The sequence below is a fragment of the Nocardioides bigeumensis genome, from assembly GCF_039531755.1.
In the GTDB taxonomy this organism is placed as follows: Bacteria; Actinomycetota; Actinomycetes; order Propionibacteriales; family Nocardioidaceae; genus Nocardioides; species Nocardioides bigeumensis.
In genome coordinates, this window is the sequence record NZ_BAAAQQ010000005.1 from 23,905 (window position 1) to 34,715 (window position 10,811).

At 72.4% G+C, this 10,811-nt stretch carries 10 protein-coding genes and 1 rRNA gene; 1 reads left to right on the plus strand and 10 read right to left on the minus strand.

Annotation, left to right across the window (positions count from 1 at the left end):
• Positions 1-45: 45 nt before the first annotated feature.
• The 8 genes from pyrG to ABD295_RS06980 form a co-directional block, all read right to left on the minus strand.
• Positions 46-1,782 (minus strand): CTP synthase, encoded by a 1,737-nt coding sequence (gene pyrG, locus ABD295_RS06945; protein ID WP_344302946.1) that lies wholly within the window; start codon positions 1,780-1,782, stop codon positions 46-48.
• A gap of 11 nt (positions 1,783-1,793) precedes the next feature.
• Positions 1,794-2,711 carry a copper transporter gene (locus ABD295_RS06950; protein WP_344302947.1) on the minus strand — a complete coding sequence of 306 codons (918 nt, stop codon included), beginning with the start codon at positions 2,709-2,711 and terminating at the stop codon, positions 1,794-1,796.
• Entirely contained in the window at positions 2,708-3,898 is a 1,191-nt protein-coding gene (steA, locus tag ABD295_RS06955; RefSeq protein ID WP_344302948.1) for a putative cytokinetic ring protein SteA, read from the minus strand. Before steA ends, ABD295_RS06950 begins: the two co-directional genes overlap by 4 nt.
• An 88-nt stretch (positions 3,899-3,986) precedes the next feature.
• Complete coding sequence (gene recN, locus ABD295_RS06960) at positions 3,987-5,723, minus strand: DNA repair protein RecN (RefSeq protein ID WP_344302949.1); 1,737 nt, start codon at positions 5,721-5,723, stop codon at positions 3,987-3,989.
• Between the two features lie 16 nt (positions 5,724-5,739).
• Positions 5,740-6,717 (minus strand): NAD kinase, encoded by a 978-nt coding sequence (locus tag ABD295_RS06965; protein WP_344302950.1) that lies wholly within the window; start codon positions 6,715-6,717, stop codon positions 5,740-5,742.
• The gene (locus ABD295_RS06970) at positions 6,714-7,553 is read right to left on the minus strand and encodes a TlyA family RNA methyltransferase (RefSeq protein ID WP_344302951.1); all 840 of its coding nucleotides are present in this window, start codon (positions 7,551-7,553) and stop codon (positions 6,714-6,716) included. The genes ABD295_RS06965 and ABD295_RS06970 overlap by 4 nt, the downstream gene beginning before the upstream one ends.
• Positions 7,554-7,566: 13 nt before the next feature.
• Positions 7,567-7,740, minus strand: coding sequence for a hypothetical protein (locus tag ABD295_RS06975; protein ID WP_344302952.1), 174 nt, complete (start codon positions 7,738-7,740; stop codon positions 7,567-7,569).
• A complete protein-coding gene (locus ABD295_RS06980; RefSeq protein ID WP_344302953.1) occupies positions 7,737-8,783 on the minus strand; it encodes an HAD-IIA family hydrolase in 1,047 nt (348 codons plus the stop codon). Before ABD295_RS06980 ends, ABD295_RS06975 begins: the two co-directional genes overlap by 4 nt.
• 50 nt (positions 8,784-8,833) lie before the next feature.
• Here ABD295_RS06980 and ABD295_RS06985 point away from each other — a divergent pair, with 50 nt between their 5' ends.
• Positions 8,834-9,955, plus strand: a complete 1,122-nt coding sequence (locus ABD295_RS06985) for a DUF1015 family protein (RefSeq protein ID WP_344302954.1) — start codon at positions 8,834-8,836, stop codon at positions 9,953-9,955.
• Here ABD295_RS06985 and ABD295_RS06990 read toward each other — a convergent pair.
• Together ABD295_RS06990 and rrf are read right to left on the minus strand one after the other, a co-directional pair.
• Positions 9,930-10,199 carry a single-stranded DNA-binding protein gene (locus ABD295_RS06990; protein ID WP_344302955.1) on the minus strand — a complete coding sequence of 90 codons (270 nt, stop codon included), beginning with the start codon at positions 10,197-10,199 and terminating at the stop codon, positions 9,930-9,932. The genes ABD295_RS06985 and ABD295_RS06990 overlap by 26 nt on opposite strands.
• 311 nt (positions 10,200-10,510) lie before the next feature.
• Positions 10,511-10,627 (minus strand): 5S ribosomal RNA (gene rrf, locus ABD295_RS06995).
• Positions 10,628-10,811 lie beyond the last annotated feature (184 nt).

The window sequence follows — 10,811 nt, forward strand, 5'->3', positions numbered from 1 at the left end:
GGCCGCGGAGCCGTGGGTTCTGGGTGACGCCGCCCGGCCCGGAGCTCAGGCGCCGGCGGTGCCGGCCGGCTCGTCCGCAGGCTCGCGCCGACGCAGCGCCGACTCGTCGATCGGGAAGCGCAGCTCGCGCTGCCGCTCGATGGCGGCGCCGATCAACCCCGCGAACAGCGGGTGCGGACGGGTCGGACGCGAGCGCAGCTCGGGGTGCGCCTGGGTCGAGATGTAGTAGGGGTGCACGTCGCGCGGGAGCTCGACGAACTCGACGAGCCCCAGCTCGGCGTTGGTCCCGGAGAACACCAGGCCGGCCGCCTCGAGCTGGTCGCGATAGTGGTTGTTGACCTCGTAGCGGTGCCGGTGGCGCTCCTCGATGTGCGTGGCGCCGTAGGTGTCGGCCGCCAGCGAGCCCGGGCGCAGCTCGGCGGCGTACAACCCCAGCCGCATGGTGCCCCCCATGTCGCCGGCGCCGTCGACGAAGGACTTCTGCTCCTCCATGGTCGCGATCACCGGCTCGGGCACGTCGGGGTCGAACTCGGTGGAGGCGGCCTTCTCGAGCCCGGCCATGTTGCGGGCGTACTCGATCACCATGCACTGCAGGCCCAGGCACAACCCGAGGGTCGGGACGCCGTTCTTGCGGGCGTAGGTCAACGCCCCGAGCTTGCCCTCGATGCCGCGGATGCCGAACCCACCGGGGATCACCACGGCGTCGACGTCCTCGAGGTGGTGGCGGGCACCCGACGGGGTCTCGCACTCGTCGGAGGGGATCCACTTGATGTGCACCTTGGCCTCGTGGGCGAAGCCGCCCGCGCGGAGCGCCTCACTGACCGAGAGGTAGGCGTCGGGGAGGTCGATGTACTTGCCGACCAGACCGACCGTCACCTCCTCCGTGGGGTGGTGCACGCGCCGCAGCAGGTCGTCCCAGCGCGTCCAGTCGACGTCGCGGAACGGCAGGTCGAGGCGGCGGACGAGATACGCGTCGAGCCCCTCGCGGTGCAGCACCTTCGGGATGTCGTAGATCGACGGCGCGTCCGCGGCGGTGACCACGGCTTCTTGGTCGACGTCGCACATCAGCGAGATCTTGCGCTTGATGCTGGCCGGGATCTCGCGGTCGGCGCGGCAGACGATGGCGTCGGGCTGGATGCCGATGGACCGCAGCGCCGCGACGGAGTGCTGCGTCGGCTTGGTCTTCAGCTCACCGGAGGGCCCGATGTAGGGCACCAGCGACACGTGCAGGAAGAAGCAGTTGTCGCGGCCGATGTCGTGGCGCACCTGGCGCGCGGCCTCGAGGAAGGGCAACGACTCGATGTCACCGACCGTGCCGCCGATCTCGGTGATCACCACGTCCACTGCCTCTTCGCCCGCCCTGCCCACCCCGCCCGCCCTGCCCATCGCGCGGATCCGGTCCTTGATCTCGTTGGTGATGTGCGGGATCACCTGCACGGTGTCGCCGAGGTAGTCGCCGCGGCGCTCCTTGGCGATCACGGTGCTGTAGACCTGCCCGGTCGTGACGTTGGCGATCTGGCTGAGCTCGGTGTCGAGGAACCGCTCGTAGTGACCGATGTCGAGGTCGGTCTCGGCGCCGTCGTCGGTCACGAAGACCTCGCCGTGCTGGAACGGGTTCATCGTCCCGGGGTCGACGTTGAGGTAGGGGTCCAGCTTCTGCATCGTCACGCGCAGACCGCGCGCTTTGAGGAGGCTGCCGAGACTGGAGGCCGTCAGGCCCTTGCCGAGACTCGAGGCGACGCCTCCGGTGACAAACACGTGCTTCGTGGGCGTGACCTTCACGGGCTTCGAGCCTACCCCATCGGTACGGCGCCGTCGGAACCCGACGCCCCGTACGCCCCGCCGGGTTCGGTAAAGGATCGGACCAGCGCCAGTGCGGCGGTGACCCGGCCGGCCGGGCCGTCCACCCCGTCCACCGTGGTGACGCCCGCGATCGGCCCGTTCGACCGGTCCGTGGTGCGCTGGCTCGCCCGCAGCCGCGCCAGCACGTGCCCCTCCTCGGCCGTGGCCGCGGGACCGGCGACGACCACCCCGCGCGCCGACCCGGCCAGCCCCGTCACCAGCCCGGCCACGACCTGGTCGGCATCGGGCGCCAGCTCGTCGCCGAGGACCACGAGGACCAGCGGCGCGCGTGCCGGCGCGCTCGTCTGCGCCGTCACCAGCCCGGCGCTCGCCAGGCTCTGCTCGATGGTCGGGACGTCCGACGCGGGAGCCGCGCCCTTGCGCATCTTGGCGGCCACGACGGCGCCCAGGAGCGACCCGACACGCTCGTACGCCGTCGCGTCCTCGGGCACGGCCACCTCACCGAGCTGGGCCGCGAGCTGTGCTCCCAAGGTGTCCACGAGCGAGCGCTGCCCCAGGTCGACCAGCGCCGGCTGCACGGCGTACACCGCTGACACCGACGCGCCGGTCGCGCCGACGGCGGCGGTCAGCTCGCCGAGCTGGTCGTCCGGCACACCGGGAAAGCGCACGACTGCCACGGTGCGTCCGGCGAGCTCCTGGCCGGTCAGCAACCGGTTCGAGGCCGCTGCCGCGAAGGTGTCGGCGTACGCCGCCCGCGGGTCCGCTCTGGGCTCCGCCCGCTCGGGCTGCGGCTCGACGGCGGCGGGCGGCTCGGTCTGCGCGGTCGACAGGGGGCCGGCGCCGAGGGCGATGCCGGAGGCGACCGCGAACACGAGGGCGACCAGCACCACGAAGGAACGCCGGATCACGGCGTCACCCCGTCGACGACCCGATCGACCGCAGGTCTCGCCTGGTCGACCCAGTCCTGCCCCACCGGGGTGGTGGCCACGGCTCCGCCGACCGCGAGCAGTCCGGCCAGGGCGACGCCGAGCAGGTGTCGGGGCCGGACCCGCCCGGAGTAGAGCTGCGGCAGCGCGGCCACGTCGACCAGGGTCGGACCGACCGACAGCCGGGTCAGGTAGGTGCTAGCCAGCGCGGCCCGCTGTCGGTCGAGGAACTCCTCCAGGGTGGCGTGCAGCCCCACCCCGATGATGACGGACGCCCCCGCGCGGTGGGCGAGCACGAGAGCAGCGTCCTCCGTCGTGGCACCGGTCTCCAGGATCAGCGGGTGCACACCGAGCTGCCGCAAGGCCGCGGTCGCCGCCGACGAGCTCCCCCGCGACACGCAGACCACCACGTCGCGAGCGCCTTTCAGCGCAGCCCGGCTCACAGGGTCGGACTCGGACTGGTCGGCGCCGGTCACGACGACGTCCGGGGTGTGGCCCGCCTCGAGGAGCGCGTCGGCGCCGCGGTCGACGCCCACCAGCACCGGGTGCATCTCGCGGATGTAGCGCTTGGCGCCCGCAAGCCTGGCGCGATGCTCGTGACCCGGGACGACGACCACCACAGGACGGCCGGTGAAGGTGGTGCGGGTGCCCGGCAGGCCGCGTCCGTGCAGCAACAGGTCCTGTTCACGCAGCAGGAACTCGCTGGCGTTGTGGGTGAAGCTGGTCAGGTGCGTGGCCATGCCGTCGCGGGCCTGGGCCATCTGGGTGGTGACTCCCTCGGCGTCCAGTGACGCACCGGTGGCGACCGGCCCGTCCTGGCCGTGCACGATCCCGTCGTGCAGCCGGATCCGGCTGCCGTCCTTGACGGCGGTGACGACCTGCGGGCCTGCGCGGTCGAGCAGCGATACCCCGGCCTTGGCGAGGACCTCGGCCCCCAGGCTGGCGTAGCGGCCGCTGATCATCGGCGACGCGTTGACGACTCCGGCCACGCCTGCGTCCACCAGCCGGTGCGCCGTCGCGCGGTCGAGGTCGGGATGGTCGATGACGGCGATGTCGCCGGGACGCAGCCGTGGGATCAACGCCTCGGTACGACGGTCCACGCGGGCGGTGCCGACGACGCCCGGCAGGTCGAGATCAGGGGAACGGGGGGCTCTGGAAGCGAACTTCATGACCGCCCCATGCTCGCAGCCGCCGGGGGTCGTTCTCGGCAGGACGCGCCTGATCACCGCTGGTCGAAGAGGTCGTGCAACGACCGTCCTAACGCTGCGTCCTCGCCGCCGCCAACAGCTCCTGCGCGTGGGCGAGCGCCGTCTCGGACTCCTCCACGCCGGCCAGCATCCGCGAAAGCTCGCGCACCCGGTCGGTCTCGTCGAGCACGGAGAGCCCCGAGGTGGTCACCGAGCCGTCGCTGGCCTTCTCCACCACCACGTGCTGGTCGGCGTACGCCGCGACCTGCGGCAGGTGCGTGACCACCAGCACCTGGGCGACCCGCGCAAGGCGGGCCAGTCGGGCCCCCACTTCGATCGCGGCCTTGCCGCCGACGCCGGCGTCGACCTCGTCGAAGACGAACGTCGGCACCGGGCTGGTGCCGGCCAGCGCCACCTCGAGGGCCAGCATCACCCGGGAGAGCTCGCCACCCGAGGCGCCCTTGTGGAGCGGGCGCACCTCCGCGCCGGTGTTGGCGGCCAGCAGCAGCTCCACGTCATCGAGGCCGCTCGATCCGTAGCGCAGCCGGCGACCTTGCACGTCCACCGTCCGCGCGTCGTCCGCGGCTGCCTCGCGCTGCGTGACCGCGACCTCGAGCCGGGCGTGCGGCATCGCCAGGCCGTGCAGCTCGGCAGTGACGTCGTCGGACAACCGGGCCGCGGCGGCCGAGCGCGCCGCCGAGAGCCGACTGCCGGCCTCGCCGAGCCGGGAGCGCAGCATCTCGCGCTGCTCCTTGAGCTCGGCGATCCGGTCGTCCGTGGTGTCGAGACCGGTGAGCCGCAGCGACGAGGACTCGGCCCAGGCGAGGACCTCGTCGGCGGTGTCGCCGTACTTGCGCGTCAGCGCCGTCAGCGCCGCCCGTCGCTCCGAGACCACGGAGAGGCGAGCCGGGTCGACGTCGACGCGGCTGGCGTACGACGCGACGTCTGCGGCCAGGTCGGACAGCAGGTAGGTGAGCTCGGCGAGCCGGTCCGCGAGCTCGCCTGCCTCGGCGTCGTGGTCACGAACCCCGTCGAGCTGGGTCCGCGCCGCGGAGGTGGCGCCGAGTGCGTCCGGCGCCCCCTCCTCGCTGCTCAACGCCTCACGCGCCTGCTCGGCCGCGGTCCGCAACGTGTCGGCATGGCCGAGCCTGGCCTCCTCGGCGGCCAGCTCGGCGTCCTCACCTGGGCGCGGCGAGACCGCCTCGATCTCCTCGAGCCCGAAGCGGAGCAGGTCGGCCTCCCTGGCGCGCTCGCGCGCCGTGGCCGTCAGCTCGGCGAGCTCCCTCTCGGTCTCGGTCAGCCTGGCGTGCGTCGCTCGATAGGCGTCGGCCAGCTCCGCCAGGTCCGCCCCGCCGTAGCGGTCCAGCGCCTCCCGCTGGGCCTGCGGCTTGAGCAGCCGGTGCTGGTCGGACTGACCGTGGACGGCGACGAGGGGCTCCGTCAGGGCCGCGAGGGTCGAGACGGGGACGGCTGCCCCGCCGACGAAGGCGCGCGAGCGCCCCTCGGCCGAGATGGAGCGCGCCAGCAGCACCCGGCCCTCCTCCACCTCCCCGCCGGCCTCCTCGACGGCGACGGCGAAGCCGGGAGCAGCCGCAGGGGCGTTCACGATGCCTTCGACGCGCGCGGACTTGGCGCCCGTCCTGACGGCTCCGGTGTCCGCACGGCCACCGAGCAGCAGCCCGAGAGCCGTGACCAGCATGGTCTTGCCGGCGCCGGTCTCCCCCGTGATCACGGTCAGGCCAGGTCCGAGCTCGAGCGTGGAGGAGTCGATGACACCGAGCCCGCTGATCCGCAGCTCCTCGATCACCGCCGCGCCACCGATGTCATGACCGGGCCTTGCCGTCGCGCCGACGCTCGCTGGCGCCTCGCCAGCCCTCGACCGGGAGCCCGAACTTGGCCACCAGCTTGTCGGCGAACTGCTCCTCCTGCAGTCGCACCAGCGGGACCGGTGTGGCCCCGCGGCGTACCTCGATCCGGGCACCGGGAGGCAGGTCGACCGCCCGTCGGCCGTCGCACCACAGGACGCCGGCGCCCTCGGTGCCCGACAGCACCTCGACGGCCAGCTTGGACGTCGGCGAGACCACCATCGGGCGGGCGAACAGGGCGTGCGCGGAGATCGGGACCATCAGCAGCGCGTCGACCCCGGGCCACACGATCGGGCCACCGGCCGAGAAGTTGTAGGCGGTCGAACCGGTCGGCGTCGCACACACGACGCCGTCGCAGCCCCACCGCGACACGGGTCGCTCGTCAACCTCGACCACTACCTCCAGCATCCGCTCGCGCGCCGCCTTCTCCACGCTCGCCTCATTGAGCGCGAACGTGCTCGTCACGAGCTCACCGTCGCGGTAGGCCGAGACGTCGATCGTCAACCGGTCCTCGGTCGTGTAGTCCCTTCGGACCACGGCCTCGACGACGGTCTCCAGGTCGTCCTGCTCGGCCTCGGCCAGGAAGCCGACGTGCCCGAGGTTGACGCCCAGGATGGGGACGCCGCTCGCATGTGTGATCTCGGCGGCGCGCAGGATCGTGCCGTCACCGCCGATGACGATGGCGATCTCGCAGTCGCGCCCCGAGAACGCGTCCGGCTCACAGATCTCCAGGGCCGGGTCGAAGCCGCGGGCGTCGACGTGCAGGTCGGCGGCCTCCTGGGCCAGCAGCCGCACGGTGAGGCCCTGCTTGGTGAGCGCAGCGACGAACGCTGCGGCAGTCTCACGCGCGTCCTCCCGCCCTGTGTGCGCCACGAGCAGCACGCGCCGGACCGCGCCGGGTTCCGGCGGGGGCGGGTGGTGCTGCGGCGTCGTCACGGGACCACCCTCTCACCAGCCGCCCCCCAGGCCGCGGACCGCACGACCTCCTGGTGCACCGACTCGGCCGTGACCTCGCCAGGCCCGCGCCGCAGCCACAGGAAGAACTCGACGTTCCCCGAGGGTCCCGGCAACGGGCTGGTGGTGACCGCCCGCGCACCCCACCCGAGCCGCGCGGCGGCGTCGGCCACCGCCAGCACTGCCTCCGCCCGCAGCTCGAGGCTGCGCACCACGCCGCCCTCACCCACCCGGTCCTTGCCGACCTCGAACTGCGGCTTGACCATCAGCGCGAGGTCACCGTCGGGGTGGGTGACGCCGATCAGGGCCTCGAGGACCAGCCGCAGGGAGATGAAGGACAGGTCACCCACCACGACGTCGACGGGCCCGCCGATCAGCTCGACGGTCAGCTCGCGCACGTTCGTGCGATCGTGGACGCGCACCCGGGGGTCCTGCCGCACCGACCACGCCAGCTGCCCGTAGCCGACGTCCACCGCCACCACCTCCGCGGCACCACGCCGGAGCAGCACGTCGGTGAAGCCACCGGTGCTGGCTCCCGCATCGAGGCAGCGGCGCCCCGACACGGTCAGTCCGGCCGGCTCGAACACCGTCAGTGCGCCGTCCAGCTTGTGGCCGCCGCGCGAGACGAAGTCCGGCCGCCCCGGGTCCTCGCGGACGACGATGGCCGCGTCGGTGGTGACGCCGGTCGCCGGCTTCGTGGCCCGGCCGCCCGACACCGTCACCCGGCCGGCGTGGATCAGCTCGCTGGCCTGCTCGCGCGAACGCGCCAGGCCCCTACGGACCAGCTCGGCATCGAGCCGCAGACGTCGGGCAGGCACCCGGCCGCTCCGGTCAGGACCCGGCGCCGCCCAGGGCACCGCGAAGCGCCCCGTGCACCGCCTCGAACACCTCCGGGTGCTCCTCGACCGGGCGCTCCTCGAGGCCCTCGAGCCGGGCCAGCGCCGCGTCCACAGCGGGGACGCCCGTCAGCGACTCGGGGAGCTCCTCAGGGGTGGCGTCGGTCATGGCTCCAGCCTACCGGCGACGCCGTCGGCATCAGGGACTCGCAGCCCCGACGTGTCCACCGCCGCGCCGGTCTCGTCGAGGTGGTTCCACGAGGCCGCGGCCACGACCCGCCACCAGTCGTCGAGGCTGCCCGAGCCGTCTCCGGCCACCTCGAGCCGACCGTCCTCGACGTGTGCGGTCCAGCTGCCCGCACGCCATCGGCCATCCTCAGCGTCGGGCGCCTCGTGCTGGACCAGCAGCCCCCGGAGGTCCGCCGAGACGTACGTCGGCCGCAGCCCCGGGGGCGCCGAGGCCAGCTCGGCCAGTCCCGTGACACCCGTCATGACCAGCAGAGCGGGGATGTGCAGCCTCACCGCGCCCTCGATGTCGGTGTCCAACCGGTCGCCCACCATCAGCGGGCGCTCTGCAGACGTGCGGGCGATCGTCTCGTCGAGCAGCGGACGCTCCGGCTTCCCGGCGACCGTCGGGTCGACGCCGGTGAAGTCGCGCAGCATCGTGACCATGACGCCGTGCCCAGGGGCGATGCCGTACGCCGTCGGGATCGTCTCGTCAGTGTTGCTCGCCACCCACGGGAGGCCCGCGCGCACCCGCGTGGCGGCCCGCATCACGTCGCGCCAGACCACGTCAGGCCCGTAGCCGGTCACCAGCGCCACGGCGTCCGGGTCGTCCACGCCGACCGACCGGAGTCCGACCGCGTCCAGCGCCTGGTGCAGCCCGGCCGCGCCGAGGACGACGACGGGTGAGCCCGGGCCGTACCGCTCCAGCAGCACCCGGGAGGCCGCCTGCGCCGACGTCACGACCTCGGCCGCGTCGGCGGGCACGCCGGTCTTCTCGATCTTGGCCGCGACCTTCTCCGGCGTGCGGGAGGCGTTGTTGGTGACGAAGGCGATCCGCAGGCCGTCTGCCCGAGCCTTCTCGATGGCCTCCGGTGCGTGCGGCACCGGCCCGTCGCCCACGTAGACGACGCCGTCGAGGTCCAGCATCGCCACGTCGTGGACGGTCGCCAACGGCCCTCCAGAAGCGCCCAGACTCGGCTCATCCACCCCGTCGGCCTCCTGTCAGCACGTCACTCATCGACCCTTACGATGCTTCGATGGAGCCAAGCCAGGCGGTGACGCCGCCTTACCTGGCGACACCCCTCAGGCTCGAGCCCTTCCGAGCGCTCACCTTGGCACCCCAGCGCGTCGGTGACGCCGCCGCCGCGCGCGCGTTCGCCCGACCCTATCGGGAGGTCGCCGGCCGTCTGCGCCGCTGGCAGGCCACCGGACGAGTGCTCCGAGACGAGACTCCTGGCCTGTATCTCCACGAGTACACCGCAGACGGCATCACGGTGCGCGGCATCGTCGGCGCCCTCGACATGTCACGACGGGCACCCGACCTGGCCAGCCGGGCCGTGCTGCCGCACGAGGGGATCTACCCCCACCGGGCACATGACCTCGCGGAGCGGATGCTGGTGATGAAGCTGAACCCGGCTCCCATCCTGCTCGTGCACCGCGGTCCCGCCGAGACCCGACACGTCATCGCCGCGCTGCTGAAGGAGGAGCCGCAACGGAGGTTCACCGATCGCGGCGACCAGCGCCACCGGGTCTGGCCCATCCGAGGAGCCGACCTCGACCGGGTGCACGCCTCGCTCCTCGACTCGCGACCCGTCATCGCCGACGGCCATCACCGCTACGCCGCCTACCTCCAGCTCCAGCAAGCGCACCCCGGCACCGCCTGGGACCGTGGCCTTGCCATGCTCGTCGACCAGGACGACACGCCCCTGCAGCTCGGCGCCATCCACCGCGTGCTCCGACGCGTCAAGCTGACCACCCTCGGCGACGCCCTGGTGGGTGGCCCCCACGCCCTGGAGGCCAGCTCACGGGAAGCGGCGGTGTCGGCGCTCGGAACTGACACCCTGGCGGTGACCGACGGCCGCACCTGGGCGATCCTGCGACTCGACCTGCAGGGCGACCGCAGTGCGGTCGAGGCGTTCCACGACGACGTGCTCCCGGCCCTCGCCACGCCGCCAGCGGCGATCGGGTATCTCCACACCGCCGACGAGACGCTGCACAAGGTCCGCCGCGACCGCGACCTGGCCGTCCTGATGCCAGCCCCGGACTTCGACCTGGTGCACCGCATCGTGGCCCACGACCGACTGCTCCCCGAGAAGGCGACGTCCTTCCAGCCGAAGCCGAGCACCGGCGTCCTCATGCGCTCGGTCGACGACGAATGAGCTTGGCTGCGGCCACCTCGACCTCGACACGACTCACCACGGCGCCACCGGTGTTGAAGAACCTGCGACGCACCGCGCCCGACACCTCCACCAGGTCGCCTGCGCGCCACGTCGCGACCGTCCGGCGGCAGCGACCGGACCAGACCGAGCAGTCCAGCGCATCGACCGTCGCCCGCGCCTGAACCGGCGGCCCGGTGCGAGGCACGACGACCCGGAACGTCCACAGCTCGTCGCCGCTCGGCATCGTCCGTTACTGCGGGTCCTGCGACAGCCGCCCCACCAGGCGTACCTCGTTGGCGGTCCCGTCGTCCTCACCGGCGTTCTTTCGCCTCGATCGCGCCGGCGCCGTTCCTCTTGGCTGTGCACCCATTGCACCTCACCTCCACGACCAACGTTCCCCAGCGTCACCGACAATTCGCGGTGGGTGCGCTCGGGCCTGTGGATGGGGAGTGCATGTCGACAGCTGTGGACGGCAGGTGGGCCGAGGACACGACCAGGGAGACAGAAATGACAATGACCCCTTACCGAAAACGGTAAGGGGTCATTGCGAAGAATGTTCGGCGGCGTCCTACTCTCCCACAGCCTCTCGGTTGCAGTACCATCGGCGCTGGCAGGCTTAACTTCCGGGTTCGGGATGGGTCCGGGTGTTTCCCTGTCGCTATGGCCGCCGTAACTCTATTCACCTGTACACCGCTCCTACCCTTGGGGGGGCTTGGTGGGCCGGCCCTTTGGGTAGGGGTGTTTGGGTTGTTCATGGTGGACGCGAGCATTAGCAGGAACCAACTGTTATTGGTGTGTTGTGCGTGGTGGTGGGTGTGCCGACAACCATCGGTTTGTTTGTGGTTGTGTGGCAAGC

What these genes read in the sequence shown, in the direction of transcription:
- steA (WP_344302948.1), bottom strand. Translation starts at nt 3,898, where the DNA reads ATGAAGTTCGCTTCCAGAGCCCCCCGTTCCCCTGATCTCGACCTGCCG.
- ABD295_RS06990 (WP_344302955.1), bottom strand. Translation starts at nt 10,199, where the DNA reads ATGCCGAGCGGCGACGAGCTGTGGACGTTCCGGGTCGTCGTGCCTCGC.
- ABD295_RS06975 (WP_344302952.1), bottom strand. Translation starts at nt 7,740, where the DNA reads ATGACCGACGCCACCCCTGAGGAGCTCCCCGAGTCGCTGACGGGCGTC.
- ABD295_RS06985 (WP_344302954.1), top strand. Translation starts at nt 8,834, where the DNA reads ATGGAGCCAAGCCAGGCGGTGACGCCGCCTTACCTGGCGACACCCCTC.